Source organism: Streptomyces smyrnaeus (assembly GCF_017676345.1).
In the GTDB taxonomy this organism is placed as follows: domain Bacteria; phylum Actinomycetota; class Actinomycetes; order Streptomycetales; family Streptomycetaceae; genus Streptomyces; species Streptomyces smyrnaeus.
On sequence record NZ_JAFFZM010000012.1, the window covers coordinates 100,210 to 126,834 of the forward strand.

At 70.8% G+C, this 26,625-nt stretch carries 23 protein-coding genes; 4 read left to right on the forward strand and 19 right to left on the reverse strand.

Annotated elements, in window-relative coordinates; all coding sequences use genetic code 11:
* Position 1 precedes the first annotated feature (1 nt).
* Positions 2 to 1,429, reverse strand: a complete 1,428-nt coding sequence (gene hglS / locus JW613_RS20420; protein ID WP_209212272.1) for a 2-oxoadipate dioxygenase/decarboxylase — start codon at positions 1,427 to 1,429, stop codon at positions 2 to 4.
* A gap of 59 nt (positions 1,430 to 1,488) precedes the next feature.
* Positions 1,489 to 2,661, reverse strand: coding sequence for an NAD(P)/FAD-dependent oxidoreductase (locus tag JW613_RS20425; RefSeq protein ID WP_209212273.1), 1,173 nt, complete (start codon positions 2,659 to 2,661; stop codon positions 1,489 to 1,491).
* A 170-nt stretch (positions 2,662 to 2,831) separates the two neighbouring features.
* Between JW613_RS20425 and JW613_RS20430 the strand changes: the two genes are divergently transcribed.
* Positions 2,832 to 3,764: a LysR family transcriptional regulator gene (locus JW613_RS20430; RefSeq protein WP_209212274.1), complete on the forward strand. Its 933-nt coding sequence runs from the start codon at positions 2,832 to 2,834 to the stop codon at positions 3,762 to 3,764.
* Positions 3,765 to 3,837: 73 nt separating this feature from the next.
* Here JW613_RS20430 and JW613_RS20435 read toward each other — a convergent pair whose 3' ends face one another.
* The 3 genes from JW613_RS20435 to JW613_RS20445 are packed head-to-tail and all read right to left on the reverse strand — an operon-like array spanning position 3,838 to position 7,537.
* Positions 3,838 to 5,979 (reverse strand): xanthine dehydrogenase family protein molybdopterin-binding subunit, encoded by a 2,142-nt coding sequence (locus tag JW613_RS20435; RefSeq protein WP_209212275.1) that lies wholly within the window; start codon positions 5,977 to 5,979, stop codon positions 3,838 to 3,840.
* Entirely contained in the window at positions 5,976 to 6,968 is a 993-nt protein-coding gene (locus tag JW613_RS20440) for an FAD binding domain-containing protein (protein WP_209212276.1), read from the reverse strand. The genes JW613_RS20435 and JW613_RS20440 overlap by 4 nt, the downstream gene beginning before the upstream one ends.
* Positions 6,965 to 7,537, reverse strand: coding sequence for a (2Fe-2S)-binding protein (locus tag JW613_RS20445; protein WP_209212277.1), 573 nt, complete (start codon positions 7,535 to 7,537; stop codon positions 6,965 to 6,967). Before JW613_RS20445 ends, JW613_RS20440 begins: the two co-directional genes overlap by 4 nt.
* 227 nt (positions 7,538 to 7,764) lie before the next feature.
* On the opposite strand from JW613_RS20445, the gene JW613_RS20450 reads away from it, so the two are divergent.
* Complete coding sequence (locus JW613_RS20450) at positions 7,765 to 8,361, forward strand: TetR/AcrR family transcriptional regulator (RefSeq protein ID WP_209212278.1); 597 nt, start codon at positions 7,765 to 7,767, stop codon at positions 8,359 to 8,361.
* Positions 8,362 to 8,460: 99 nt separating this feature from the next.
* A complete protein-coding gene (locus JW613_RS20455; RefSeq protein WP_209212279.1) occupies positions 8,461 to 8,886 on the forward strand; it encodes a CBS domain-containing protein in 426 nt (141 codons plus the stop codon).
* A gap of 59 nt (positions 8,887 to 8,945) precedes the next feature.
* Here JW613_RS20455 and JW613_RS20460 read toward each other — a convergent pair whose 3' ends face one another.
* The 9 genes from JW613_RS20460 to iolC form a co-directional block, all read right to left on the reverse strand.
* Positions 8,946 to 10,313 carry a salicylate synthase gene (locus JW613_RS20460; RefSeq protein WP_209212280.1) on the reverse strand — a complete coding sequence of 456 codons (1,368 nt, stop codon included), beginning with the start codon at positions 10,311 to 10,313 and terminating at the stop codon, positions 8,946 to 8,948.
* 29 nt (positions 10,314 to 10,342) lie between these two features.
* Positions 10,343 to 11,998, reverse strand: a complete 1,656-nt coding sequence (locus tag JW613_RS20465) for a (2,3-dihydroxybenzoyl)adenylate synthase (protein ID WP_209212281.1) — start codon at positions 11,996 to 11,998, stop codon at positions 10,343 to 10,345.
* A 162-nt stretch (positions 11,999 to 12,160) separates the two neighbouring features.
* On the reverse strand, positions 12,161 to 13,030 hold the full coding sequence (locus JW613_RS20470) for a sugar phosphate isomerase/epimerase family protein (RefSeq protein ID WP_209212282.1): 870 nt from the start codon (positions 13,028 to 13,030) through the stop codon (positions 12,161 to 12,163).
* On the reverse strand, positions 13,027 to 14,046 hold the full coding sequence (locus JW613_RS20475; RefSeq protein WP_209212283.1) for a Gfo/Idh/MocA family protein: 1,020 nt from the start codon (positions 14,044 to 14,046) through the stop codon (positions 13,027 to 13,029). Before JW613_RS20475 ends, JW613_RS20470 begins: the two co-directional genes overlap by 4 nt.
* Before the next feature lie 95 nt (positions 14,047 to 14,141).
* Positions 14,142 to 15,596, reverse strand: coding sequence for a sugar porter family MFS transporter (locus JW613_RS20480; RefSeq protein ID WP_209212284.1), 1,455 nt, complete (start codon positions 15,594 to 15,596; stop codon positions 14,142 to 14,144).
* A gap of 9 nt (positions 15,597 to 15,605) precedes the next feature.
* Positions 15,606 to 16,556 (reverse strand): TIM barrel protein, encoded by a 951-nt coding sequence (locus JW613_RS20485; protein ID WP_209212285.1) that lies wholly within the window; start codon positions 16,554 to 16,556, stop codon positions 15,606 to 15,608.
* Positions 16,557 to 16,684: 128 nt separating this feature from the next.
* Complete coding sequence (gene iolD, locus JW613_RS20490; protein ID WP_209212286.1) at positions 16,685 to 18,571, reverse strand: 3D-(3,5/4)-trihydroxycyclohexane-1,2-dione acylhydrolase (decyclizing); 1,887 nt, start codon at positions 18,569 to 18,571, stop codon at positions 16,685 to 16,687.
* 55 nt (positions 18,572 to 18,626) lie between these two features.
* Entirely contained in the window at positions 18,627 to 19,505 is an 879-nt protein-coding gene (locus tag JW613_RS20495; RefSeq protein ID WP_245226039.1) for a Cgl0159 family (beta/alpha)8-fold protein, read from the reverse strand.
* A complete protein-coding gene (gene iolC, locus JW613_RS20500; RefSeq protein ID WP_209212288.1) occupies positions 19,498 to 20,502 on the reverse strand; it encodes a 5-dehydro-2-deoxygluconokinase in 1,005 nt (334 codons plus the stop codon). Before iolC ends, JW613_RS20495 begins: the two co-directional genes overlap by 8 nt.
* Before the next feature lie 375 nt (positions 20,503 to 20,877).
* Between iolC and JW613_RS20505 the strand changes: the two genes are divergently transcribed.
* Complete coding sequence (locus JW613_RS20505) at positions 20,878 to 21,873, forward strand: LacI family DNA-binding transcriptional regulator (protein WP_209212289.1); 996 nt, start codon at positions 20,878 to 20,880, stop codon at positions 21,871 to 21,873.
* A gap of 25 nt (positions 21,874 to 21,898) precedes the next feature.
* On the opposite strand, the gene JW613_RS20510 is transcribed toward JW613_RS20505, so the two are convergent.
* The 5 genes from JW613_RS20510 to JW613_RS20530 form a co-directional block, all read right to left on the reverse strand.
* On the reverse strand, positions 21,899 to 23,020 hold the full coding sequence (locus tag JW613_RS20510; RefSeq protein ID WP_245226007.1) for an amidinotransferase: 1,122 nt from the start codon (positions 23,018 to 23,020) through the stop codon (positions 21,899 to 21,901).
* A gap of 465 nt (positions 23,021 to 23,485) precedes the next feature.
* The gene (locus JW613_RS20515; protein ID WP_209212290.1) at positions 23,486 to 24,193 is read right to left on the reverse strand and encodes a nitroreductase; all 708 of its coding nucleotides are present in this window, start codon (positions 24,191 to 24,193) and stop codon (positions 23,486 to 23,488) included.
* Positions 24,194 to 24,247: 54 nt separating this feature from the next.
* The gene (locus JW613_RS20520) at positions 24,248 to 24,820 is read right to left on the reverse strand and encodes a TetR/AcrR family transcriptional regulator (protein ID WP_209212291.1); all 573 of its coding nucleotides are present in this window, start codon (positions 24,818 to 24,820) and stop codon (positions 24,248 to 24,250) included.
* Between the two features lie 154 nt (positions 24,821 to 24,974).
* Positions 24,975 to 25,886, reverse strand: a complete 912-nt coding sequence (locus JW613_RS20525; protein ID WP_209212292.1) for a glutaminase — start codon at positions 25,884 to 25,886, stop codon at positions 24,975 to 24,977.
* Positions 25,887 to 26,062: 176 nt separating this feature from the next.
* Positions 26,063 to 26,593, reverse strand: a complete 531-nt coding sequence (locus tag JW613_RS20530) for a DUF2165 domain-containing protein (protein WP_209212293.1) — start codon at positions 26,591 to 26,593, stop codon at positions 26,063 to 26,065.
* Positions 26,594 to 26,625: the final 32 nt, after the last annotated feature.

Here is a 26,625-nt window from a genome sequence, read left to right on the forward strand (position 1 = left end):
GTCATCCTTGGGGGTGGAGGGGAGGGACAGGGCGAAGGAGGGCACCGTCGTGCCCCAACTCGCTCGCCACCTGGGCGAGGGAGCGGTTCTGCTGCTGCTCGTAGAGCGCGTAGGGATCGAGAACGTCGCGTCCGACGGCCCCGGAGAGCCAGTCGGCGTCGTAGGCTGCTCCCTGCTGCTCGTTGTCCCGGGTGCCTTCCGAACCGAGGTTGGACTGGAAGATGCCGGCGGCCGAGCGGGGCAGGAAGTCCTCGTAGACGATGGGCTCGGCGCGGACCCGGCCCTGCCGCACCAGTTCGCTGACGCTGTTCGGGGGAGGGCTGCCGTCGCGGGGCCGGTCGGCGGCCACCCGGTAGGTGAAGTAGGCCAGCCCCTGGGCGGCGAGCTCCTGTTCGGTGTCGGGCATGTGCTGTTCCCACACGGTGCGGGCGATGTCCGCGCGTGCTTCTCCGGGCGACTGGGCGCTCCGCTCGTCGACCAGTCCGAGCAGGTTGTCGTAGCGGGCGCGGCCCTCGCGGGTGAGGGCGATGCCGCGTGCCTCCACCTCCCCGAAGCGCACGCGCAGGGCGCCGCTGATGACGCTGCCGTCCGGGGTACGCATCGCGCGGGGTTCGGCCAGGGCCCTGAAGGAGGTCTGCCGCAGCAGGACGTCCGGCCCGCGCCACGCGGGCGGCCCCTGGATGGTGTCGATCATCTCGATACCGCGCTCGGTCATCCGGCGGTACAGCTCGTCGATGTCGAGGACGCGCGGAGTGAGGTGGTTGATGTGGGTACTGCGCACTCCGCCGATGTCCGCGGCGACCGCGGAGATGCGCTCCAGGGCCCGGTACCACGACCTGTCGACCGGCTCCGGGGACAGTTCGAAGGCCTCGACGGCGAGTTGGAGGAAGCGCTCGGCGTCCTCCTGGGGGAGTTCCCGTTCGGCGGCGGCGCGGTCCGCCAGCGCGAGCAGTTCCGGTGGGAAGAGCTCACGACCCGCGAGGAAGGCCTCCAGCCGGGCGCGCAGGTCGGGGTCGAAGAAGCGGGGGTCGGCCGGGGTGAGCATGGAGGTGAAGACCCGGAAGGGGTTGCGGGCCAACTCCTCGCGCTCGACCGGCCGGAAGGCGGTGGAGACGACGGGGACGGCACTGGTGGCGGCCTCGCGCAGATCGTAGAAGCCGACAGGGTGCATACCGAGCGCCGCGAACACCCGGCCGACCTGCTGCAGTTCCCGGGGCGTGCCGACGCGGATCGCGCCGTGGCGCTCGGCGGTCACCCGACTGATGGACCCCAGGCGTTCGGCGTCGGCACCCTGTGCGCGCAGCACGTCTTCGTTGACCTCGCGCGAGACGTCCACGAGCGTGGTGTAGGCGGGCACCTCCCGCCCGTACATCTTTGAGAGCCGGTCGGCGAAGGCGGCCCGGAGCCGCCACTGGCTGAGCGTTGACATTGTTCGGCCTTTCGCATCGCACAACGCGCTGGGCGCCGCGGAGGGAGGGGGCACCGGGTTCACACCACATGGGCTTCGGGACGGGCCTCGGCGCCGGAACGGAAGCGGTCTGCGCTGAACGGGCCGATGTCGGCGAACGGCCGGCGTTCCAGATACAGGTCCCGCACGACTTCTCCCACCGCGGGCGCCTGCAGGAAGCCGTGTCCGGAGAAGCCGGTGGCGTACAGGAAGTTGTCGAGCTCGCCGGAGCGGCCGATCAGCGCGTTGTGGTCCGGGGTGTTCTCGTACAGACCGGCCCATCCGCCGACGGTCCCCAGGTCGGCCAGTGCGGGGGCGCGGCGGCGGACGGCGGCGCGGAACAGCTCCAGCCACTCCGGGGTCCAGGTGGTGTCGAAGCCCTCGGGCTGATCGGGGTCGGCGAGCCCGAACAGCAGTCCGTCGTCGCTGTTGTGGAAGTAGGCGGTGGAGGAGAAGTCGATGGTGAAGGGGATGCGCGGCGCGGGCGGGACGAGCGGCGCGCTGAACGCCAGCTGCCGTCGCACCGGCCGTACGGGGAGGCTGACGCCGACCATGTCGCCGATCTGCCGGGACCACGCCCCCGCTGCACAGATGACGGTGCCGCAGGCGATGGCCCCGTTGCTGGTGTGCACCCGGGCCACCCGGGTGCCGGCGGTGTCGATACCGGTGACCTCGGTGTGCGTGGCGAAGGTGACGCCGGTGTCGGCGGCGGCCTTCGCGTAGCCCCGAACGACGAGCCCCGGACGGGCGTGGCCGTCGGTGGGGGAGTACGCGGCGGCCACCAGGCCGTCAGTGCTCAGCCAGGGGCACAACTGCTGCGCCTCCCGCGGGCCGATCATACGGCTGGGCACGCCGAGACCGTTCTGGACGCCGACCCCGGACTCGAAGTCGGCCACCTGTTCCTCCGTCGTGAGCAGGAACAGATAGCCGACGGTGTCGAGCCGGATGTCGGCGCCGGGGCGGGCGCGGAAGTTCCGGTAGGCGTGCAGGCTGCGGTGGCCCAGCTCGATGTTGAGCGGGTCGGAGAACTGGGCGCGTACGCCACCGATCGGCTTGCCCGAGCTGCCGCAGCCCACCTCGCCGCGTTCGAGTACGACGATGTCGCGTACCCCGGCCTCGGCGAGGTGGAAGGCGGTGCTTGCACCCATCACACCGCCGCCGATGATCACGACATCGGCGGAGTGCGGAACGGTGCGGAGAGCGGAGGAGGGCATGGGCCGATCCCTTCCGACGGCCGGCGACGGGCGGACGCGTGGCGGGGCCCGGACGCGGCGTGGCTGTCAGTGCGAGGCGGTGCTGATCAGCTGTCTGCCCCACATCGTGCAGCAGCCCGAACGTTGACGTCCATGAACAGTTCCTGCGCCGATCCGTTTACGGTCTCTATATGGAGTGGACGAGCGCGCAACTGCGATCGCTGGTGGAGCTGACCCGGCAGGGAACGGTCACCGCGGTGGCGAAGGCCCTGGGATACACGCCGGGCGGGGTGTCCCAGCAGATCGCCGCCCTGGAGAAGTCCACGGGCATGGAACTGCTGCGGAGAGTGGGACGCCGGGTCGAGTTGACCGACGCGGGGCTGACCCTCGCCGCGCACGCCGAGCGCATCCTGGCCACGGAGGCCGAGGCCGTCGAGGCGCTGGAGCGCACCCGTACCGAGATCTCGGGGACCTTGCGGATCGGGCTGTTCACCACGGCCGCCGCCGAGATCCTCCCCCCGGCGCTGCGCCGTGCCCGGGAGGTGCATCCCGGGCTGACCGTGCGCAGCCGGGACATGGATGTGGACGACGTGTACGACGCGGTGGCCGGCGGCGCGGTGGATCTGGCGCTCGGGTTGGACTACCCCGACGTTCCCATTCCCCGTGATCCGTCCTTGTGCGTACTGCCGCTGTCCCGGGAGCGGTTCTCCCTCGCGGTTCCGGCCGGCGCCATGCCCGGCCGGAAGACGGCCTCCCTGGCGGAGATGCGGGAAGAGGGGTGGATCCTGCCGTCCGCCGACAGCTACTACGGGCGCGCCGTGCTCACCGCCTGCCGCCGGGCGGGCTTCGAGCCACGGGTGCTGCACGAGGTGACCGACACCGCCGCGACCCTGGCCCTGGTCGAGACGGGTGTGGGGGTGAGCGTGGTGACCGACCTGATGCTGCGGCTGCGGGCCTCGCGGCTCGATGTCATCGGGCTGCGCGAGGCCATGGAGCGTCACATCGTCGTGGTCGTCCGGTCGGCCGCGGAGCATCGTCCGACGGTGGCGGCCCTGGTGGAGGTGCTCCGGTCGGCGGCCTTCGCCCGGACCGGGAAGCCGAGCGGGGCCGAGCGGTCCCGCTGACCGGGAGCGGGATGCGGCCGCCTCCCGTCCGCACTGCTGCGGACGGGAGGCGGCGTGCGATTCGGCGCCGTCCTCAGGCGCCGGTCCGGGCCTCCTCGGCGCGCAGTACGCGATCCGGTCGCAGCGGCAGGTCCCGGTGGCGGACGCCGGTGGCGTGCCAGACCGCGTTGGAGATCGCCGCCGCGACCCCCACGATGCCGATTTCCCCGATGCCCTTGAGCCCCACGGGGTCGTCGGGGACCGGGTCCTCGATCCAGTCCGCCTCGATCACGGGGACATCGGCGTTGGCGGCGACGTGGTAGCCCGCGAGGTCCGCGCCGATGTGGCTGCCCGAGGCCGGGTCCCGGACCGCCTCCTCGTGCAGGGCCATGGACAGGCCCCAGACCATACCGCCGACGAGCTGGCTGCGGGCGGTGAGCGGGTTGATGATGCGACCCGCCGCGAAGATGCCCAGCATGCGGCGTACCCGGATCTCACCCGTGGCCGGGTCGACGGCGACCTCGGCGAACTGCGCGCCGAAGGAGTGCCGCTCCTTCTTGGCGAGCTCGGCGAGCAGCCCCGCGGTGTCCGTGTGCGCCGTGATGCCCTCCGGCGGGATCTCCCCGTCGCCCAGGGCCAGTCGGCCACGCAGCTCAGCGGCGGCGGAGGTGACGGCCAGCGCCCAGGAGCGGGTGCCCATCGAGCCCCCGGCGACCCAGGCGGGCCCGAAGTCGCTGTCGCCGATCCGCACCGCCACGCGTTCGGGCTCGACCTCCAGCGCCTCCGCGGCGATCAGGGTGAGGGCGGTACGGGCGCCGGTGCCCACGTCCGCCGCGGAGATCCGCACGGTGAAGGTGCCGTCCGCCTCGGCCGTCACGGACGCCGTGGAGGGCGCGGCCCCCGACGGGTAGGTGGCGGCGGCCGTCCCGGTGCCCAGCAGCCATCGTCCCTCGCGGCGCAGGCGGGGGCGCGGATCGCGCTCGGCCCAGCCGAACCGGCGGGCTCCCTCCTCGAAGCAGCCCAGCAGATCGCGGCTGCTGAACGGCAGCCCGGACAGCGGGCCGACGGTCGGCTCGTTGCGGGCGCGCAGTGCGATCGGGTCCATACCGAGCCGTTCGGCCAGCTCGTCCAGGGCCGACTCCACCGCGAACGAACCCGGTGCCTCGCCGGGCGCCCGCATCCAGGTCGGCGTGGGCATGTCCACATCGACGAGCCGGTGCGCGGTGTGGTGCGCCCGGGCGTCGTACAGCACGCGTCCGAGCGCGGCGCTCGTCTCGACGAAGGGGCGCAGCGTCGAGGTGAGGTTGAGGGCCTCGTGGCCGAACGCGCGCAGCCGCCCGTCCGGGTCGGCGCCGAGCCGCATCCGCTGCGCGGTGGGGCTGCGATAGCCGGTGACCGCGAACGTCTGGCGCCGGGTCAGTGCGACGCGCACGGGACGCTGCAGCACCGTCGCCGCCATCACCGCGGCCACCTGGTGCGGCCGCAGGCCCTTGGAGCCGAAGGCGCCGCCGATGTGTTCCGAGCGCACCCGGACCGACGACGGGTCCAGGGAGAACATCTTCGCGAGTTCGTCCGCGACCCACATGGCGCCCTGATTGGCGTCGAGCACATCGAGTCGTCCACCGTCCCACCGGGCGGTGGCGGCGTGCGGCTCCATGGCGCTGTGGTGCTGCTCGGGGGTGGTGTAAGTGGCGTCCAGCACCACGGCGGAGGCGGCGAGTTCGGCCTCCAGGTCCCCCTTGGTCAGCACCGCGTTGCCGTCGTCGGGCACGTAGCTGTCGGGCCGGTCGGCGTGGAAGGCCACGTCGTGGGGTTCCACCTCGTACTCGACCACGAGCGCTTCGGCGGCTTCCCGGGCCTGCTCGGGCGTCTCGGCGACCACCAGCGCCACCGGCCAGCCGATGTGCGGTACCCGGTCGTGCTGGAACAGCGCGTTGGTGGGGTCGGGCGGGCCGAGCAGGGAGACGTAGTCGGTCATCACGCGTGGCGCGTTGCCGGAGTGGAGGACGGCCAGGACGCCGGGCATGGCGCGCACCGCTTCCTCGCCGATCGCGCGGATACGGCCACGTGCCGCGGTCGACAGCACCAGCCAGCCGTGTGCCAGGTCGGCGAAGGGCTGTTCGCTCGCGTAGCGAGCGGCACCGGTCACCTTGTCCCGGCCCTCGACGCGGGTGTGGGCGACACCCACGGAGCGGTGCCGCGCGGTGGTGGCCGTGGGCTGTGCCGTGGTGGTCATCGGGTGGTCTCCTCGGCCAGTTCGGTGAGCAGGGCGACGACGAGGTTGCGTATCAGGGGCACCTTGTAGGCGTTCTGCTCCAGCACCTGGGCGGCAGCCAGCTCCGCGTCGGCGGCCTCGGCGAACACGGAGGCGACGGGCGGCCGCCCGCTCAGCACCCGCTCGGCGGTGCCGGCCCGCCACGGCCGGGAGGCGACGGCGCCGAAGGCCAGCCGCACCTCGCGGACCACACCGTCGGCCACCTCCAGCGCGGCGGCTGCGGAGCCGATGGCGAAGGCGTAGGAGGCTCGCTCGCGGACCTTGCGGTAGCGCGAGTGCGCGGCGACCGGAGCAGGCGGCAGCGTGACGGCGGTGATCAGCGCGCCGGGCGGCAGCGCGGTCTCCCGGTGCGGTGTGTCGCCCACCGGCAGATAGAAGTCGGCGAGAGCCACCTGCCCGCTGCCCTCGGCGGTCTCGTACGAGACGACGGCGTCGAACGCGGCCAGTGCGACACCCATGTCGGAGGGGTGCACGGCCACGCAGTGCGCGGAGGCCCCGAGGATCGCGTGGTTGCGGTGCTCGCCGGTGGCGGCCGAGCAGCCGGTGCCGGGGGCGCGCTTGTTGCAGGGGAGGGAGGTGTCGGTGAAATAGGCGCAGCGGGTGCGCTGGAGGAGGTTGCCGCCCACGGTGGCCATGTTGCGCAGCTGCCCGGAGGCCCCGGCCAGCACGGCCTGCGCCAGCGCCGGGTAGCGGCGGCGAACCTGAGGATGGGCGGCCAGCTCGCTGTTGGTGACCGTGGCGCCGATGCGCAGTCCGCCGTCGTCGGTGGACTCGATGCTGTCCAGCGGCAGTTCGCGTACGTCGACGAGACGGCCCGGGCGCTCGACCCCGGTCCTCATCAGGTCGACGAGGTTGGTACCGCCGCCCAGATAGCGCGCGTCCGGGTCGGCGTCGAGCAGGGCGACGGCACCGTCGACGTCGGTGGCGCGCTGGTAGCTGAACTCCCTCACGCGGCAGGCTCCTTCGTGGTCCCGCCCGCGGCGGACCCCGTCGTGTTCTCGGCGGCCCGGGCCACCGCTTGGACGATCGAGACGTAGGCGCCGCAGCGGCACAGGTTGCCGCTCATCCGCTCTCCTATCTCCTCGGGCGTCAGTTCCGGGGGTCCCGCCTCGGGACGTATGTCGTCGGTGGCGGCGCTCGGCCAGCCCGCCGCGTGCTCGTCGAGTACGGCGAGCGCCGAACAGATCTGGCCGGGAGTGCAGTAGCCGCACTGGAACCCGTCGAGGTCGAGGAACGCCTGCTGCACCGGGTGCAGCCCTTCACCGTCCGCGACCCCTTCGATGGTGGTGACGGCGCGGCCCTCCGCCGCGACCGCCAGTTGCAGACAGGAGACGATGCGGCGTCCGTCGACCAGGACGGTGCAGGCTCCGCACTGCCCCTGGTCGCAGCCCTTCTTCGTGCCGGTCAGGTCGAGGCGCTCGCGCAGGGCGTCGAGCAGGCTGGTGCGGTGATCGACGGTCAGCGTGTGGTGCTCTCCGTTGATGGTCAAAGTGATCGCGCTGGCGGTGGCTGGGGCCATGAGCAGCCTCTTTCGCAAATGCGGGGGAGGAAATCGGCGCGTACGGAAAAGCTGGGCGAGCGGCGGCCCGCCGATCGGACGTCCGCCGCTATGGTTGGGTGCAAGAAAACCGGACAACAGTCCACTCTACGGGGCACGAACGTAGCGGACAGTTGTCCGGTTCGCAAGAGTTCCCGTACACGCCGCAGCGCACCCAGTTCCGCGCCGGGGCGGAAGGAGGAGGACGAGTGCGGCACCAAAGGTCCGACACCCCGCTGCGCTCGGACGCGCAACGCAACCGCGAACGCATCCTCGAAGTGGCACTGACGGAGCTGACCCGCGCGGCGGACGCCCCCCTGAGCGCCATCGCCAAGAAGGCAGGCGTCGGCCAGGGCACCTTCTATCGCAACTTCCCCAGCCGGGAGGCGCTGGTGCTGGAGGTGTACCGCTACGAGGTCCAGCAAGTGGCCGAGGCGGCGGAGCAGTTGCTGCGCACCCGGCCGCCGGACCGCGCGCTGCGCGAGTGGATGGACCGGCTCGCCCAGTACGCCCTGGCCAAGGCGGGCCTCGCCGACGCGCTGCGCGCGGCCACCAGCACATGCGGTTCACTGGCCGGACTCGGGCACGCACCGGTGACCCAGGCGGTCACCAGCCTCCTGGAGGCGAACGAGCGGGCCGGCACCATCCGCCCCGGAGTGACACCGCAGGACTTCCTCCTCGCCATCGCCGGACTGTGGCAGATCGGCCCCCACGACGACTGGCAGGCGCGCGCCGACCGCCTCCTCGACCTGGTGATGGACGGCCTGCGCGCGGGGGCGCCGGGCGCCGCGCGCACCGACGGCTGAGCACGGCACACGGAGACCGAATGGCGTAATCCGGCCACGGCGGCCACGATGGACGAGGGGCGGAATCGAAGGGCTGAACTGCGTCGACAGGAGAACGCCATGACCACCGCAGCCGACATCATGCACCCCGGCGCCCGGTGGGTGCCCGCCACCGAGACCCTCGACCGGGCCGCCCAGCTCATGCGTGAACTCGATGTGGGTGCCCTGCCGGTGAGCGACCCCAACGACCCCAACGAGCGGATGTGCGGCATCATCACCGACCGTGACATCGTCGTCGGCTGTGTCGCGGCGGGACGCGATCCCTCACGTGTCACGGCAGGGGACCTGTGCGAGGGCACCCCGCGCTGGGTCAGCGCGGACGCGGATGTGAACGAGGTCCTCCGCGAGATGGAGACCCACCAGATCCGGCGCCTGCCGGTCATCGACGAGAACAAGCGCCTGGTCGGCGTGATCAGCGAGACCGATCTCGCCCACCACCTCAGCGACGACCAACTCGCCGAGTTCGTCGAGCAGGTCTACGCCTGAGACCCGTACCCGGCGGCGACCTCCCGCCGGGTACGGGCTTCCGCCCGGAACGGGGCAGCTCAGCCGAGCAGTACGGCGGAGGAGGGCTGCGGCACCAGGCAGCCCGCCACGCTCCGCAACTTCTCGCAGGTCTCCTCGTACTCCCGGGCCGGATCGGACTGCTCCACGATTCCGGCGCCGGCCCGCAGCCAGGTGCGCCCGTCGCGCTGGAAGATGCTGCGCAGCACGAGCGCGGCATCCAGGCCGCCGTCCGCCCCGGCTGTGAGCACCGCGCCCGCGTAGGGTCCGCGCATGGACGGCTCGTGCTGCCGGATCTCCCGGTAGGCGGCGGGTTTCGGGATGCCGGACGCCGTGATGCCGGGGAAGAGCGCGGCGAACGCGTCCCAGGCGGTGCGTTCCGCCGCCAGGTCGCCGGTGACGCGGGAGCCCAGGTGCTGGACGCTGCCCCGCTGCTTGACGGACATGAAGTCGTTCACCCGCACACTGGCCGGGTCGCACACGTGCTGCAGCTCCTCGAAGGACGCCTTGACCGAGATCGCGTGCTCGTAGATCTCCTTGGCGTTGCGCAGCAGGTCCGACCGCAGGCGCTCGTTGATCTCTCTGACGTCGGAGCGGGCCCGCGTACCCGCCAGCGGCTGGGTGGTCACCACGCCCTCGGGGGAGACCTCGGCCACCGTCTCGGGGCTGAATCCGGCGCCCCGCAGCTGCCCGAAGTCGAAGAGGAAGGACCGTGCGGGTGTGTTGCGGCGCCGCCCGGCGGCGTATGTGCCGACGAGGTCCACCTCGAAGTCCACGGGCAGCACGCGGGAGAGAATGACCTTCTGCAGCCGGCGCTGCTCGATGTGCTCCACCGCCTGACGTACCGCCTCCTGGTAGGCGGCCGCGTCGTCTCCCTCGACCCCCAGGCGGCGGGGCTGCACCGCTTCGGCGCCGTCGTCCCCACCGGGCGGCGCGCCGGAGCACTCCAGAAGCTGCTCCAGCACCTTCTCCCGCTCCACGGCGTCCAACGCCCGCCCCCGCACCCGCCCAGGGCCGAAGGACACCTCGACCCTGGGCAGCACCAGGTGCAGGAGCGGGTCGGCGGAAGGGGGCACGGGAATGCCCGCACGCGGGTAGGAGAGCTCGAAGGCGGCCCACCCGTAGACCCGCCAGTCCGCCACCGGCAGCGAGTCGAGGAGTCCCGCCAACGGACGCAGATCCTTGGCGTCCCAGGGGAGCGAGGTCTCGGTGTCCTGCCACACGGCCCGGATCCGGGTGGGGTCGGCGACCACTTGACCGGCGATTCCTCCGGCCACGGTGAAGACGCCGTTCTTCTCGTACACCAGGTACCGGTCGAAAAGATTCGACCGGACCAGGCCCACGGCGGCCGACAACGGGTCCGCCGACAACTCGGCACCAAATTCCTCGTAACGAGACCTTGCGGCCAAGTCCGTCTCTCTTTCCTTGTTGGTCGGGCTCACACCGTTTCGACGGACCGGTCGGCGAGGAGAAAGTCCCGAACCTTTTTCTTGTCGGGCTTGCCGAGGGGTGTCAGCGGGATCTCCGGCAGAACATGCAGATATTCCGGGAGTTTGAACCTGGCGACGCCCTTTCCGGTGAGGAAGGTTCTCACCTGGTCCAGGTCGAGCCCGTTGCCGTGCCGCAGTACGACGCCGAGTCCGAGGCGTTCCCCGGTGGCCGGGTCGGGCACCGGTACGGCGACGGCCGCGCGCACGCCGGGGATGAGGCACGCCAGGTCCTCGACCTCCGCCGCGGAGATCTTCTCCCCGTTCCGGTTGATCAGATCCTTGGTGCGGCCCTCGACCACCAGATTGCCGCTCGGGTGCCGGCGCACGATGTCACCGGTGCGGTACCAGCCGTCGGCCGTGAAGCTGCGGCTGTTGTGCGTGCCCCCGCGGAAGTATCCGCGCGGTGTGTAGGGCCCCCGGGTCAGCAACTCGCCCCGCTCAGCCGGCCTGCCCTCGGCATCGACGACCCTGATCTCGTCACCGGGGCTGATGGGACGGCCCTGGGTGCCGCGCACGATCCGGGCCGGGTCGTCGAGCCGAGTGCAGTTCAGCAGGCCCTCAGCCATGCCGAACACCTGCTGCACGGTGCAGCCGAACGCCCCTTGGAGCCCGGTGACCACGGACTCCGGGCACCGCGCCCCGCCCACCTGGACGAGGGCGAGGCCAAAGGCGTCGGAGCGGGTTCCCGCTACGCTGTCGAGCCACCGCTGGGCGAGGGAGGGCACCAGCGCGGTGGCGGTCACCGCGTGCCTGTCGATCGCCGCGAAAGCGGCCTCGGGGGCGGGCGAGGAGACCAGCACCACCTTGCCGCCGGCCGACAGGGCGCCGAGCACGCCGGGGCAGCCGAGCGTGAAATTGTGCCCGGCGGGCAGGACCGCCAGATACACGGTGCGCTCGTCGAAGCCGCACAGCTCGGCCATACGGCGGAAGTTGTACTCGTAGTCGTTGTGCGTGCGTCCGATCAGTTTCGGCGCACCACTCGTCGTGCCGCCCGACAGCAGCAGCAGCGCCAGATCGTCGGGCAGCGGAGACGGCAGGTCCGGCGGCGTGCCGGTGCCGTCGGCCTCCTCCCGCGCCGCGGTGGGACGGCGTTCGAGAGCGGGGCGCAGGGAGACGGAGGCGGGCAGCCCCGGCTCGCCCGCGACGAGGACCCGGCAGCGCCGATCGCTCATCTCGGCGACCCGGTGGGCGAGTTGTTCGTAGTCGCACCCCCGGTCCTGGCCCGCCACCGCGATCGCGGCGGCGTCCGTGGTGCGGACCAGGTGGACCAGTTCGTGTTCGCGGTACTGCGGGAGCGCCATGACCGGTGCGATCCCCGCGCGCATGCAGCCCAGCAGCAGTGCGACGAACTCGCAGCTGTTGGGGAGCTGCAGCACCAGGTTGTCGCCGTCACGCAGGCCCGACCGCAGCAGCCTTGCCGCCGTCCTCTCCGTGATCGCGGCCAGTTCCGCGTAGGTCAGTGAGCGGTGATCGTCCACCACCGCGACCCGGTCGCCGTGCCGCGCCGCCCACTTCTTCGGGAGGTCCCCCAGCAATTGGCGGCGCCAATACCCCCGGCATTCGTACTCCGCCGCGACGGAATTCGGCCAAAATACCTGTCCCATGCGGCGCATGCTTTTCCCCCACCGTGCCCTCTCGCCCCCTGCGGCCCTGTCCCCTTCTTGGCAGCAGATTAGCGAGGGCACGGCCGGGCCTGCGTGCCGCTTTCTGTTTTCCACTCGATCGGGTACGACAGGCGTTCATCGGACCGGGTGCCCGGTCGCCGCTCAGCCGATGAGTTCCTTCGAGATACGCTCCAGCATCAGGGCCGAGGACTCGCGTGCGCGCTCCTCCCAGGCGAAGACACAGGCGGTGGCGACGCCGTCGAAACCCAGCTCGCGCAGGGTGCCGAAGAAGGCGTCCCAGTCGACCTCGCCCTGGCCGATGTCGAGGTGCTGGTGGATACGGGCGGGGGTGCCCGGAGGGTTGAGGATGTAGCGCAGCCCGGACGAGCCCTTGTGGTTGAAGGTGTCGGCGATGTGTACATGGCGGAGCTTTTCGCCCGCGTAGCGCAGCATCGCCGCGATGTCCGCACCGGTCTGCGCGGGCCCCGAGAGGTGGAAGGAGTGAGGGGCGCAGTAGAGGTAGCCCACCCAGGGCTTGTTGAGCGCCCGGACGAGGTCGACCGCGGGGGCGTTCTCCTCGCAGAAGTCGTCAGGGTGCGCCTCCAGATTCAGCGCGATGCCCTCGCGTTCGAAGACGGGCAGCAGCTCCTCCATCGAGCGCCAGAAGGCCGCCTCGCTCTCGGCGGCGCGCTCCGGGCGACCGTTGAACTCGGAGTTCATCAGCGGGCATTCGAGCTCGGCCGTGATCTCGATCATCCGCTTCCAGTGCCGCACGGCGGTCTGCCGCTCGGTCTCGTCGGGCGAGGACCACTTGTACAGCGGCAGCACCGAGGAGAGCTTGACGCCGTGCCGCCGTAGCGAGTCCTTCAGTTGGGCGACGCGGTCGTCGTCCGCGCGAGGGTGCAGGAAGAACGGCATGAAGTCGTCGCGCGGCGACAACTCGATGTACTCGTAGCCGAGTTCGGCGACGGTGCGCACCATCTCGTCGAGCGGCAGCGAGCGGAGCATGTAGGGGTCGAGGGTGATCTTCACGCGAGGCCTCCGTAGAGAGCGGGGCGGGGCTTCATGTCGACGGTGACGGGTTGCTGGTCCGATTCGAGGGACCGGACCGTGGCGTCGGTGATGACGGTGGCGGCGTAACCGTCCCAGGCGGACGGACCGGTGGGCTCGTCGCCCGCCTCGACCGAGGCGACCCACTCGCGGAACTCGGTGTCGAACGCGTCGGCGAACCGGCCCTTCCAGTCTTGCAGCACGGCGGTGCCGTGCCGTCCGGCGGTACGAACGCCGACGGCTGCCGGGTCGGGCAGCCGGACCAGCCCGTCCTCACCGACGGTCTCGCACTGGATGTCGTAGCCGTACTGGCAGTTGACGAACACCTCGAGGTCGATGCGCACGCCCTTCGCGGTCTCGAAGAGCATGATCTGCGGGTCCTTGAGGTGCGCGAACCGCTTGCTGGTCGAGCGCGGGGTGACCACCTGGGCCGAGACGATCTCGTCCTCCAGCAGCCAGCGCAGTACGTCTATCTCGTGCACGGCCGTGTCCTGGGCGGCCATGGCGGAGTGGTAGGAGTCCGGCACGGTGGGGTTCCGGTGGGCGCAGTGCACCATCAGCGGGGCACCGATGGAGCCGCCGTCCAGCACCTCCTTCAGCTGCCGGTATCCGGCGTCGTAGCGGCGCATGAAGCCGACCTGGACCAGCCGCCGGCCGTGCGCGCGCTCGGCCTCGACGATGCGCAGACAGTCCTCCGCGCTGGTCGCGAGCGGCTTCTCGCAGAAGACCGGCTTGCCCGCCGCGACGGCGTTCAGCACATGCTCGGCGTGGGTGGGGCCCCAGGAGGTGACGAGTACGGCGTCGATGTCGTCCGCCGCGATGAGCGCCGGGCCGTCGGGAAACGTGACCGCGCCGACCTGGGCCGCCGTCTCGTCCGCCCGGGCGCCGTCGATGTCGGTGACCGCCGTGACCCGGGCGCCCGCGACGGCATCGCTGAGCCGGCGGATGTGCTCCTGGCCGATCATCCCGGCACCGATGACCCCTACACGCACTGTCATGGGGATTCCTTTCCACGTCCCCCGGGGCGCCGTCTCGGCCGCGCCCCGGGGGACGGTGATGGGAGGGAGAGTGGGAGAGAAGAGGGGAGAAGAGATCAGGAGAAGCGGGCGCGCAGCTCGTCCTCGAGATGTTCGAGGGTGCGCCCCTTCGTCTCGGGGACGTAGAGCTTCACGAAGGCGAAGGAGAACAGGCCCAACACCACGAACAGGAAGAAGGTGTTCGAGACCCCGATCCCGGAGACCAGGGAGGGAAAGACCAGCCCGATGACGAAGTTGGTCAGCCACAGCACCACAGCCGCGACGCCCATTCCGAAGCCCCGCATCCGCGTCGGGAAGATCTCCGAGAGCATCAGCCAGGTCACCGGCGAGATCGCGCCCTGCTGGAAGGCCAGGAAGGTGATGGTCATGGCCAGCACCGCGAAGGCACGCCCGGCGCCGGACTCCATGGTCAGGGAGAAGACACCGATCAGCAGCAGCGCCGCGGTGGTTCCCAGCTGCCCGGTCATCAGCATCGGGCGACGGCTGACGCGCCCCAGCAGCCAGATGCCGACGAAGGTGGCGAGCACCGAGATCACACCGTTGGCGATGTTCGCCGTGAGTGCGTTGTCCGAGGCGAAGCCGGCCTCGGTGAGGATCTGGGTGCCGTAGTACATGATCGTGTTGACGCCGGTGATCTGCTGCACGATCGCGATGCCGAAGCCGACGAACATCAGCTTGCGCACCCAGGGGGTGGCCCGCATGTCCTTCCAGCCGCCCAGCTTGGCCTGCTCGTCCTTGACCGCCAGCGCGGAGACCTCGCTCAGTTCGGCCTCCGCCCGCGCCTGCGACCTGACCTGCTGGAGGACCGCGAGCGCGTCGGGGAATCGGCCCTTGGTGGCCAGCCAGCGGGGGCTCTCCGGCATCACCAGCATGCCGAACCACAGCACCACGGCCGGCAGGGTCGCCAGCACCAGCATCCAGCGCCAGACACCGCCGGACTCGCCACCCACCCGGGCGAGGGCCGCATTGCAGCTGAACGCCAGCAGCTGACCGCTGACGATCATCAGTTCGTTGCGGGTGACCAGCGCGCCCCGCCGCTCGGCGGGCGAGATCTCCGCGAGGTAGACGGGCACCGTCACCGACGCGCCGCCGACCGCGAGACCGAGCACGAACCGCGCCACGATCATGACCTCGGTGTTGGGGGCGAGGGAGCAGCCCAGTGCGCCGACGAAGAAGACCGCGGCCAGCAGCAGGATGTTGCGCCGCCGTCCCCGCGCGTCCGAGAGCCGGCCGCCGGTGACCGCTCCGAGGGCCGCGCCGAGCAGCAGCGAACTGGTGACCATACCCTCGGTGACCGGGGTCAGGCCCAGGTCGTCGGTCATGTACGGCAGCGCGCCGTTGATCACGCCCGTGTCGTAGCCGAAGAGCAGCCCGCCGAAGGTGGCGATCAGGGTGATGAGCCGCAACCGGCGCCGCACGGCCGGTGGCGCGTCGTCGAGCGCCGTGGACGGCACGGAAGGCGCCGGATGCGCGGTCGTTTCACCGCTGGTCGGTTCGTCTCTGACATCCATGGCCGCCTCCTACCGGTCGTTGTTCGGGCGTCGGGTCCCGGTCAGGCCGCAGCCGGCCAGGTGCTCACGGGTGCGCACCGCGATGGGGAGCGGCACCTGCGGAGCGCACGGGTACAGGTCCTGCTCGACGATGACGAACAGCTCCGCGTCGAGCCTGGAGAGGGCGTCCACCACCTCGGCCGGATCCGGTACCCCGTCGGGTGGCGAGACGCATACGCCCCGCTTGACGGCCTCCCCGAAGGAGAGGTTCTCGTCGGCGACCTGCGCCAGCACCGCCGGGTCCAGCTGCTTGATGTGCACATATCCGACGCGCGCGCCGAAGCGGCGCACGAGATCGAGGTTGTCACCACCGCCGTACGCGACGTGACCGGTGTCCAGACACAGATTCGTGTACCGGCTGTCGGACTCGTTGAGCAGCCGCTCGATCTCGGGCTGGGTCTGGATGTGGCTGTCCGCGTGCGGGTGGAGGACCAGCCGGATGTCGTACTCGTCGAGCAACAGCCTACCGAGGCGGTCGGCGTTCCGGCCGAAGCCGGCCCACTGCTGTGGGCTCAGCTCGGGGGACTCGGTGAAGTCGCCGGTCTTCTCGTCCCGGTACATGGGCGGAATGAGGACGAGATGATGGGCGCCCGCGGCAGCTGTGAGCTCCGCCACCTTCCGGACGTGGGCGAGCATCTCGTCCCATGCCTCGGGGCGGTGCAGCCCGCCGAAGGCGGTACCCCCGGAGACCTGCAGCCCGCGCACCGCGAGCTCTTCGGCGAGGACGGCCGGATCGGTGGGCAGATAGCCGTAGGGCCCGAGCTCCAGCCAGGTGTAGCCGGCCTGTGCGAGCTCGTCGAGGAAGCGGGTGTAGGGGACCTGGTGCTCGTCCTCGGGGAACCAGACACCCCAGGAGTCGGGAGCTGAGCCGAGGCACAGATTGCCTGCGACGGTACGAAGCTCGGACGGCGCCGTTGCCATGGTGGATCAGTCCTTAGGGGAGAGGGGGAGGAGGGGAGGCCTGGGTCCGGTACGACGGTGGTGTACGCGGCGGGGCGGGTTGCGCGGTGGGGCTTCCTTCGCTGGGGCGTGCCGGACGGGCCGGCGATCTACAGGTAGTGGCGCTGGGTGGCCTTGTGCGCGGCGTATGCCTGGTAGGCGGCGCGGGTGGAGTCGAGCGCCGAGGTCTGGCTCACGGGTACGTCCCACCATCCGTGTGCGGGCGGGTTGGGCCCGTACAGGTCGGTCTCCACATGGACGACGGTGGTGCGATCGGCGGCCTTGGCCTTCTCCATCGCCGTGCGGAAGTCCTCGACGCCCTCGGCGTGCAGCACCTCGGCACCGAGGGATGCGGCGTTGGCGGCCAGATCGACGGGCAGCACGTCGCCGTCCAGCAGCCCGGAGTCGTCGTTCCGGAAGCGGTAGCTGGTGCCGAAGCGCTGCGAGCCGAGGGCCTCGGAGAGCGAACCGATGGAGGCGAAGCCGTGGTTCTGGACCAGGACGATGATGACCTTCAGCCCCTCGGACACCATGGTCACGATCTCCTGGGCCATCATCAGATAGGAGCCGTCCCCGACCAGGACGACCACCTCACGCGTCGGGTCGGCCATCTTGGCGCCGACCCCGGCGGCCACCTCGTAGCCCATGCACGAGTACGCGTACTCCACGTGGTACGCCTTCGGGTCCCGGGCCCGCCACAGCTGCTGCAGATCGCCGGGCATGGAACCGGCCGCGTTGATGACCACGTCGCGCTCGTCCAAGGCATCGTTGAGCGCACCCAGGATCTGCGTCTGGGCAGGCAGCCGACCTCCGCCGCGACCGGGTGCGAAGCACTCCTCCTCGATCTCCCGGTTGCGGGCGATCAGTGCGCGGCTGCGGCGGCGGTAGCCGTCGGTGACGTGCCGGCCGGCCAGCGCCCCCGCCAACGCCTCGATACCCAGCCGGGCGTCGGCGACCAGCGGCTCGGCCGCGTGTTTCACCGCGTCCAGGCGGGCCACGTTGAGGTTGACGAACGTGACGTCCGGATTGCCGAACACCGTGTGGCTCGCGGTGGTGAAGTCCGAGTAGCGGGTACCGATGCCCAACACGACATCCGCCTCGCGTGCCAGTTCGTTGGCCGCGTACGCGCCGGTCGAGCCGATCCCGCCCACCGCGCAGGGGTGGTCCCAGGCCACCGCGCCCTTGCCCGCGTGGGTGTCGGCCACGGGGATGCCGGTGGCCTCGGCGAAGGCCCGCAGCTGGGTGCAGGCGCCGGAGTAGACCGTGCCGCCACCCGCGACGATCAGCGGCCTTCTCGCCCGACGCAGCACCTGCGCGGCCCGCTCCACAGCGGCCGGTTCCGGCACCGGGCGACCCACGTGCCACACCCGGCGCCGGAAGAAGTCGGCCGACCAGTCGAACGCTTCGGCCTGCACATCCTGCGGCAGCGCCAGCGTGACGGCGCCCGTCTCCACCGGATCGGTCAGCACCCGCATGGCAGCAGGTGCCGCCGAGAGCAGCTGTTCGGGCCGCGAGATGCGGTCGAAGTACTTCGAGACGGCCCGGAAGGCGTCATTGACCGTCACATCCCCGCTTCTGGTGTCCTCCAGCTGCTGGAGTGCGGGATCGGGCGCGCGGGTGGCGAACATGTCGCTGGGGAGCAGCAGCACCGGCAGCCGGTTGGTCGTCGCCAGTGCCGCACCGGTGAGCATGTTCGTAGAGCCGGGCCCGGTTGACGCCGTGCACGCGAATGCCGAGAGCCGGTCGCGCATCTTCGCGTACGCCACCGCCGCGTGCACCATGCCCTGCTCGTTGCGTGCCAGGTAGTAGGGCAGATCGGCTTCTTCGGCGACCGCAGCCTGCAACAGTGCCTGCCCGAGGCCTGCCACGTTGCCGTGTCCGAAGATCCCCCACGCGCCGGGGATCAGCCGCTGCTCGTGCCCGTCCCGCTCGCTGTACTGGTTGGCCAGGAAGCGCACCAGGGCCTGTGCGGTGGTGAGGCGGACGGTTGCGGTCATCGGTTCTTCTCCTTGGGCATCGGAGGGTTGGACACCTGGCCCGTACTCGTGTCGCTCACAGCAGCTCCACCGCCCGGTCCACGGCACCGGCGACATCACCGTCCGCGGGGTGGAGGAGGGAGCGCCCCACGACCAGGCCCTGTGCGGTGGGCAGCTTGAGGGCCCGGCCCCAGGAGGCGAAGGCGGTGTCGGGGTCCTTGACCTCGCCGCCCAGCAGCAGCGCGGGCAGCGTCGAGGAGGCCAGCACGCGTTCCATCGCCTCCGGATCGGCCACGACCGGCAGCTTCAGCCAGGTGTGGGCGCTGCGCCGTCCCAGACCGGAGGCGACGGTGACCGACTTGACGACCGCGTCCGGGGAGAGGTCGTTGCGTATCCGCCCGTCCTGCCAGCAGGACCAGAACGGCTCCACCATGGCGATGAGCCGGCGGTCGTTCAACGCGTCGACGGCACGGGCGGTGTTCTCCAAGGCCGCCGGGGTCGCCGGGTCGTCGAGGGCGATACGGGTGAGCATCTTGCCGCCGTCGAATCCCATCGCGGCGATCGTCTCGGCGTCGTACCCGGTGAAGCGGTCGTCGATCTCGAAGACCGAACCCGCCAGCCCCGCGCGGTTCATCGACCCGAAGACGCTCTTGCCGTCCAGCACGCCGAGCAGCAGCAGGTCCTCCAGGATGTCGGCGGTGGCCAGGACCCCGGTCACCCCGGGCCGCTCCAGCGCCAGGCACATCCGCTCCAGCAGCTCGAACCGGTCTGCCATGGCGAACGGGTCCGAACCCACCGCGTTGGCACCCCGCGCGGGATGGTCGGCGGCAATGATCATCGCCTTGCCGTGCTCGCCGAACAGGGAGGTGGCCTTCATCCGTCGGGCAGCCGCGGCGGCGATGGCGCCCGGATCCTTGACCCGGGTCTCCACGAGGCGGCTCACCTTCTCAGGCAGCACTGTTCACCTCGTCGCTCGTCGCCCTGCTCGTGCTCGCGCTCGTCCCGTTCACCGCGCGCAGTTTGTCGTCGACCTCGGCCTCGGTGGGCATGGCGTCGGAGCAGGCGAGCCGGCCCGCGACGAGTGCGCCTGCCGCGTTGGCGAAGGCCGTCGTGCGCCGGGTGTCCCACCCGGCCAGCAGGCCGTGGCAGAGGGCGCCGCCGAAGGCGTCACCGGCACCGAGCCCGTTGACGACCTCCACCGGAGCGGGCGGTACCTCTACCGTGCGGCCCTCGGCGTCCATGGCCAGCACGCCCGCTGGGCCCCGCTTCACGACGGCCAGCTCCACCCCGGTCGCGAGCAGCGCCCGCGCGGCGGCGTACGGCTCGTGCTCACCGGTGGCCACGGTGCACTCGGCCAGGTTTCCGACGGCGACGGTGGTGTGCCGCAGCGCCTCCGCGTAGTACGCGCGGGCTGCCGTGGCGTCGGTGTCGGGCCAGAACATCGGGCGCCAGTCGAGATCGAAGACGGTGGTGCCCGACTTCGCCCGGTGCTCCAGCGCGGCCAAGGTGGCCGAGCGGCTCGGTTCCTCGGCCAGCCCGGTGCCGGTGATCCAGAGGATCCGCGCGTGGCGGACGGCGCCCAGGTCCAGCTCGTCCGGGCGGATGTCCAGGTCAGGGGCTTTCGGCAGCCGGTAGAACCAGAGCGGGAAATCGTCGGGCGGGAAGATCTCGCAGAAGGTGACCGGAGTGGGCGCGATGTCCGAGGTGCCGACGAACCGGGTGCTGACGCCGTAGCCGCCGAGGGCCGTGCGGACGAAGTCGCCGAACGGGTCGCGGCCCGTCTTCGTGATCACCGCGGCGCGGTGTCCGTGGCGGGCGGCGGCCACCGCGACGTTGGTGGGGCTGCCGCCGAGGTACTTGCCGAACGAAGTGACCTGCGGCAGCCCGACACCGCTCTGGAGCGGGTACACATCCACTCCGACACGGCCCATGGTCAGCACTTCGAACGACATCACGCTGGTTTCCCTTCGCACCGGAAGACCCCGGGATGGTGGGGTGGTGGCTGGACTGCCGCGCTCTACTAGCGCGCTCTAGTTCGAGTACGATGAACCCCGTGCAAATGTCATGTCAATAGGTTGTCGCGCCGAGATGTGCCGGGAGCTCGACGGGACGCACCGTGCGGAACATCCAGCCTCGCGCGATACCGTGCGGGCGAACGCCGAGAAACGTCGCCGCGAAACGCCGAGGAGCGGAGCCCGACCGGAAGCAGCCCGGCGACGGAACACGGCGGCTCGGAGGAACCGGGGGGCCGCGGAGACACCGCAGGACCGCGGGAGAGCGGGAGAGTGAGACGACAGGTGGCAGCGACGGGCAAACAGCGTCCCACGATGGCGGACGTCGCCTCGAAGGCAGGCGTCTCCCGGGCACTGGTCTCGATCGTCTTCCGCAACCAGCCGGGAGCCGGCCAGGAGACCCGCGAACGGGTGCTGCGGGTGGCCGACGAGCTCGGCTACCGGCCCGACAGCGCCGCCCGCCTCCTGGCCCGTGGTCGCAGCCGGGCCCTGGGCGTGATGTTCACCGTGCACCAGACCTTCCACGCCGATCTCATCGACGGGATCTATGCCGAGGCCGAGTGCCACGGCTACGACGTACTGCTCTCCGCGACAGGTCAGGGCCGGGGGGAGCCGAAGGCCGTCGAGGCGCTGCTCAGCCACCGCTGCGAAGCGGTGATCCTGCTCGGGCCGGACTCGTCGGCCGCGGACCTCGACGCGCTCGGAAGGCGCACGGTGGCCGTCTCGGTCAGCCGCCGGACGCCCGGATCGCTGATCGACGTCGTCCACAGCGCCGAGGGCAAAGGCGTACGACAGGCCATGGACCACCTCGTCGAGAAGGGGCACCGCCGCATCGTGCACATCGACGGCGGCCGCGGCCCCGGCTCGGTCGAACGCCGACGTGCCTACCGCGCCGCCATGCGTCGGCACGGGCTGGCGTCCGACATCCGGGTGATCCCGGGCAGCCACACCGAGGAGTCGGGCATCGACGCCGGACGGCTCCTGGTCGCGGAACGCGACGCCGGACAACCGCTGCCCACCGCGGTACTGGCGGCCAACGACCGGTGCGCCATGGGGCTGTTGATGGCCTTCGGTCGGGCCGGTGTCGAGGTCCCGGGAGAGGTGTCCGTCGTCGGCTACGACGACAGCCACCTCTCCCACCTCATGCCCGTCGGCCTGACGACAGTGCGTCAGGACGCTGTGCAGATGGCCGAGCACGCGGTCCGCTTCGCGGTGCGCCGGCTCGACAACAAGACGCTCGAACCACAAGAGGCAGTCATCGACCCGAAGCTGGTGATCCGGGACACCAGTGGGCCGCCCCGCGAGGAATGACGGGCAGGGACGGCGGGCCCGCGGATCAGGCCAGATACTTGTGAGCTCCGCCCTCGCGCACGGTGTCCAAGGTGACGCAGTGGAAGGAGCCGCCGAAGCTGTAGACATGGCGGAAGTCGACGGGAACGCAGCGGAACCCCCAGTCCGTGAGGGCTTCGATCAGCGGCAGTTCCTGGCGCTCCACCACCACGGTCTCCGGGTCGAGTGACAGGACGTTCATGCTGACCCACGGACTGCAGAAGTACATGGGCCAGCTGTCCGGCAGCGTGGGCTGTGGCGCCGGCCGGATCTCCCACCCGTCGAACAGGTCGCAGTGCACATAGCGTTCGGGATGCACCAGCAGCTTTCCGGGAGCCAACGGCGCCAGCGTGGCATCGATGTGCATGGCGTGCGGGTCGTCCGTCTCGATGACGGAGACGGTGAAGTCCTCGCCGAGGCTCCGCCGCACCCAGTCGATGCCGAACTGGTTGGTCACATGGCTGCGCTGGGCCACCACGTCCGTACCGAAGCGGAGGAAATCGGCCGCGTCGAAGACCGGCTCGAACTCGGTGACGGCCCACCTGCCACCGTTCGCGCGGTCGCCCGACGGGGTGCGGTACAGCTCGTCGACCAGCTGCGGGCGCGGAGCGGGCAGCCATCGGGCTCCGCGCCGGAAGTAGGACTTGATCAGGGAACGGAAGGCGTCGACCTCGTGGTGGCGGCACCGCCAGGACATCGGTGCCTCGATCAGGGCGTCCCCGACGACCATCAGCAGATCCCTGGGCATCCCCGCGTACAGTCCGCCGGTGCTCTCCCACGCCGGTGTCCGGAACGACTGCTGATGATCCATGGCAGCAGGCCGCAGGACGTTGACGCCCTCAGCGGTCAGGACCTCGGCCAGCGTGTCCAACTCGGCTTCGGCGGCCTCAAGGTGAGCGGCCGGGAAGGGAAGGCCGCCGCGTTCCTGGAAGACGGCGCGGGCCGTCTCGGGCACGACATGGGCCATCGAGTCCTGCCACGTGGGGAACACCCCGCCCGCGAGCGTTCCCACGACCACTTCCTTGAGCGGGTCCCACTCGGTGCAGGAGTTCAGGGAGCGCTGCGGAGTTGCCCGGGGAGTTGTCTCCTCCTTTTCCTCGATTTTCGGGGGGATCGTTCGACTCGTCATACCGGCTCACTCTCTTTCAGCCTGCTCCGGGCCGCGGTCGGCGAGGATTTCGGTCGAGGAGTCACCAGGGCCTGTCCAAGTGATTCGATCGTGTCCGAGTACCTCTCGACTCCGATTCCCGCAACGCCGTCGGTATCGAGGGTCGTCACATCGCGCTGATGCGGCGTACCCATTCGAGGAACACCGGTGAGAGAAAGCAAGAATGCAAGCAGATGATCCCCCGAGAGTGCGGAGCGGGGGCATCGGGGCGCACAGCGTGAGGCAGGGGGCGCGCACGTCCGCTGCACCGAATACGGGCAGCGAACGGCCACGCGCCGCTCACTTTTGCCCGGCGTGCGCTTCTGTGCGCACCACCCCTGCGCACCTCGCGGATCAGCTCGTACCCCAATGAGCCGTGCGCCGGGCGAGCCGGGCCCCGAGGCGGGGCTCAACTGCGGCTGAGCCCCGCCCCACCGGGCCGCGGCGCTACTCGGTGAATCGGGTGGTCTCGCTCAGATCCGCGCGCGGGACGGTGATGCTGTTGACCGGGGCGGACGGGTCCGCGTAGCCGAAGGAGATGCCGAGCAGCAGCTTCCGGTCCTCCGGCACGTCCAGGGAGCGGCGCACCGTGTCGGCGTAGAAGCTGAGGAGGCCCTGCGGACAGCTCGCGATGCCGTGTGCGGTCAGCGCGAGGAGCAGCGTCTGGCCGTACATGCCGACGTCGGCGGCCATCCGCACCTCCGCGCTGGAGGGCAGGAACAGCAGGGCGACGTGTGGTGCCCCGTAGAAGTCCAGGCTCTCGACGTCGTACGCGGCGCGTGCGGCGTGGTCCTCACGGCCGATACCGAGGGCCCCGTACATCGCAGCGCCTGCCGCAGCTCGTCGCTCGTTGTGGATGTCGCTGTACATGGCCTCGTCGTAGGGGTAGTCCGGCGTCATCCGGCCGGCTTCGTGTGCGACCCGCAGGTCCGCACCGAGCCGGTCGCGTGCACTGCCGCTGACCACTTCGACGCACCACGGCTGGGTGTTGGAGTTGGACGGGGCGGCGCCTGCCAGGGAGAACACGGAGCGGAGCGTTTCGTCCGGTACGGGATCGGGACGGAAGGCGCGGATGGCGCGACGGCCGCGTATGAGCTGTTCCGCGTGGGTGCGGAGGGAGGCGTCGGCGGGGGAGGGCAGGGTGGTGGTGCTCATGGGCTGTTCGGGTCCTCGGTAGGGAGTGGGTGTCGGATTCGGTTGCTGGTCCGCTCACTGGTCCAGGTAGGAGCGGACGATGCGGGCCGCCGCTTCCTTGAGCGCGGCGGCGGAGCGGTCCGCGGAGAAGATCTGGGTGGTGACGTTGGCGCCTTCCACCAGCATCTGGAGCATGTAGGCCAGCCCTTGCGGGTCGCGGACCGGCAGCGGGGCGATGAGTTCGACCAGCATCTCCAGGTACTCGGCCTTCAACGCGCCGGCTTTCCGGTGCACCGGGTGCTCGCGGTCGGGGAACTCGACGCAGGCGTTGGCCAGCGGACAGCCGCGGAAGTCCGGTTCGCTGATCCGGTCGGCGATGGCTCCGATCACATACTCCAGTTGGGCCGACGGATCGTCCGGGCAGGCGGCGCGCGCCTCCTCCAGCCAGGTACGCGGAGGTGCTGCCTGTGCCTCCACATAGGCGACCGCGAGGCGGTCCTTCGACTCGAAGTTCCGGTAGATGCTCGGTTTCCCCACTCCGGAGCGCTCCGCGATCTCCGCGACGCCGACTGAGCGGATGCCTTCTCGGTAGAACAGGTCGCAGGCGACATTCCAGACGCGCTGTCCTGCCGGTGACCGCGCTTCCATGTCGCGCTCCTTCTCATGACGGCCGGAGGGCCTGCTCAGGGCCCGCGAACTGGCGACGTACCGTTCGGTACTCAAGGGAGCGTACCGATCGGTACTACGGGAGTCAACGGCCACTCCCCGAAGCGGTGCGAAACACCGGCCGACTGGCTGCGGCTCAGAACACCGACCAGCCGGTCAGCGAGGTGAACGCGTCCAGCGCCGCCACCCCGGCCACCGAGTTGCCGCGCAGGTCGAGGCCGGGGCTCCACACGCACAGGGTGCACCGGCCCGGGACCACCGCGAGGATGCCGCCGCCGACGCCGCTCTTGCCGGGAAGCCCCACCCGGTACGCGAAGTCGCCCGCCGCGTCGTAGGTGCCACAGGTGAGCATGACGGCGTTGATCCGCTTGGCCTCGCGGGCGGGCAGCAGTCGGGAGCCGTCCGAACCCACTCCGTGCCGGGCCAGGAAGGAGCCGGCGAGCGCCAGATCGCGGCAGCTCATGGAGATCGAGCACTGCCAGAAGTAGTGCTCCAGCACCGTCGGGACGGGGTTGTCCAGATTGCCGTAGCTGGCCATGAAGTGCGCCAGGGCCGCGTTGCGGTCGCCGTGTTCGGACTCGGAGGAGGCCACGGCCGGGTCGAAGGCGACCGCGGTGTTGTCGCTCTGGGTGCGCAGAAATTCCAGCATGGCGGTGCCGGCGTCACCGGTGAGCGACTGCAGCCGATCGGTGACCACCAGCGCCCCCGCGTTGATGAAGGGGTTGCGCGGGATGCCGTTCTCGTACTCCAGCTGCACCAGGGAGTTGAAGGGGGTGCCGGACGGCTCCCGTCCCACGCGTCGCCACAGGCTCTCGCCGTCCTGGGCCAGCACGAGCGCCAGGCTGAAGGTCTTGGAGATGCTCTGCACGGAGAAGGGCACCTCCCAGTCGCCGACCCCGGTGACCGAGCCGTCCACATCCGCGACCGCCATACCGAAGCCGCCCAGGTCCACCGCGGCCAGCGCTGGAATGTACCCGGCTGCCTGCCCGCGGCCGACCTGAGGCGCCACGGTGGCCGCCACCTCGTCGAGCACTGCCTGGTAGTCCATCGTCCGCGCTTCTCCTGAGCTTCCGGTGCCGTCCGTGCCCACCCAGCACGAGCCGCCGCGGGCGGCGCCGATTCCCAGGTCAGGCCTGGTCGGAGACTTTAGCCTGCGAGGAGCGCGCCGCTCGGGCCGGGCAGCACCGGGAGCCGGCGCGCCGCATCGGAAACGGCTTCCCCGGCTTAGCCGGACCGTGCCGGGCCGGAGCGGTCGCCCGTGGAGTGCACCGTCAGCAGGGCCAGCCCACTCAGCAGGACGACGCGGATGGCGGCATCCAGCCCGTTCCACTTGTCGGACTGCCACATGGCGAACCACTCGCCGCCCACTGCGATGAAGCCCGCTCCGAACAGCAGCAGGAGCATCAGCAGGCCGGCGCTGGACAGCAGGCGGGCCCGTCGCAGGTCGCGCCGCCGAAGCCACAGCCAGGTCGCGGCGATCAGCACCAGCGCGGCCACCGTCTCCCAGACGATGATCGCGACGTAGGCCGCGTCCTGCCACGCACGAGAGGTGATCGCGCGCCACATCAGGTCCTCGTCCCGGAAGGTGGTGTCCATCGCCAGCACATGGCGTACGAACTGCCTGTTGGTGTCGAAGTCCGTGATGTTCCCGAAAGCGACCAGCGCGATGTACAGGGCGACCGTCGCGGTCAGTACCGCGGCTGCTGCCTCGCGGACTCCGAAGACGCGGCGAGGATGATCTGGTGAGACGCTCATGACTCGACTATGGATCAGCGAGCCCCGTCGGT

What these genes read in the sequence shown, in the direction of transcription:
- JW613_RS20430 (WP_209212274.1), top strand. Translation starts at nt 2,832, where the DNA reads ATGGAGTGGACGAGCGCGCAACTGCGATCGCTGGTGGAGCTGACCCGG.
- JW613_RS20525 (WP_209212292.1), bottom strand. Translation starts at nt 25,886, where the DNA reads ATGGACTACCAGGCAGTGCTCGACGAGGTGGCGGCCACCGTGGCGCCT.
- hglS (WP_209212272.1), bottom strand. Translation starts at nt 1,429, where the DNA reads ATGTCAACGCTCAGCCAGTGGCGGCTCCGGGCCGCCTTCGCCGACCGG.
- JW613_RS20520 (WP_209212291.1), bottom strand. Translation starts at nt 24,820, where the DNA reads ATGGAAGCGCGGTCACCGGCAGGACAGCGCGTCTGGAATGTCGCCTGC.
- JW613_RS20505 (WP_209212289.1), top strand. Translation starts at nt 20,878, where the DNA reads ATGGCGGACGTCGCCTCGAAGGCAGGCGTCTCCCGGGCACTGGTCTCG.
- JW613_RS20480 (WP_209212284.1), bottom strand. Translation starts at nt 15,596, where the DNA reads ATGGATGTCAGAGACGAACCGACCAGCGGTGAAACGACCGCGCATCCG.
- JW613_RS20445 (WP_209212277.1), bottom strand. Translation starts at nt 7,537, where the DNA reads ATGGCCCCAGCCACCGCCAGCGCGATCACTTTGACCATCAACGGAGAG.
- JW613_RS20475 (WP_209212283.1), bottom strand. Translation starts at nt 14,046, where the DNA reads ATGACAGTGCGTGTAGGGGTCATCGGTGCCGGGATGATCGGCCAGGAG.
- JW613_RS20435 (WP_209212275.1), bottom strand. Translation starts at nt 5,979, where the DNA reads ATGACCACCACGGCACAGCCCACGGCCACCACCGCGCGGCACCGCTCC.
- JW613_RS20510 (WP_245226007.1), bottom strand. Translation starts at nt 23,020, where the DNA reads ATGACGAGTCGAACGATCCCCCCGAAAATCGAGGAAAAGGAGGAGACA.
- iolD (WP_209212286.1), bottom strand. Translation starts at nt 18,571, where the DNA reads ATGACCGCAACCGTCCGCCTCACCACCGCACAGGCCCTGGTGCGCTTC.
- JW613_RS20465 (WP_209212281.1), bottom strand. Translation starts at nt 11,998, where the DNA reads ATGGGACAGGTATTTTGGCCGAATTCCGTCGCGGCGGAGTACGAATGC.
- iolC (WP_209212288.1), bottom strand. Translation starts at nt 20,502, where the DNA reads ATGTCGTTCGAAGTGCTGACCATGGGCCGTGTCGGAGTGGATGTGTAC.
- JW613_RS20455 (WP_209212279.1), top strand. Translation starts at nt 8,461, where the DNA reads ATGACCACCGCAGCCGACATCATGCACCCCGGCGCCCGGTGGGTGCCC.
- JW613_RS20515 (WP_209212290.1), bottom strand. Translation starts at nt 24,193, where the DNA reads ATGAGCACCACCACCCTGCCCTCCCCCGCCGACGCCTCCCTCCGCACC.
- JW613_RS20485 (WP_209212285.1), bottom strand. Translation starts at nt 16,556, where the DNA reads ATGGCAACGGCGCCGTCCGAGCTTCGTACCGTCGCAGGCAATCTGTGC.
- JW613_RS20530 (WP_209212293.1), bottom strand. Translation starts at nt 26,593, where the DNA reads ATGAGCGTCTCACCAGATCATCCTCGCCGCGTCTTCGGAGTCCGCGAG.
- JW613_RS20425 (WP_209212273.1), bottom strand. Translation starts at nt 2,661, where the DNA reads ATGCCCTCCTCCGCTCTCCGCACCGTTCCGCACTCCGCCGATGTCGTG.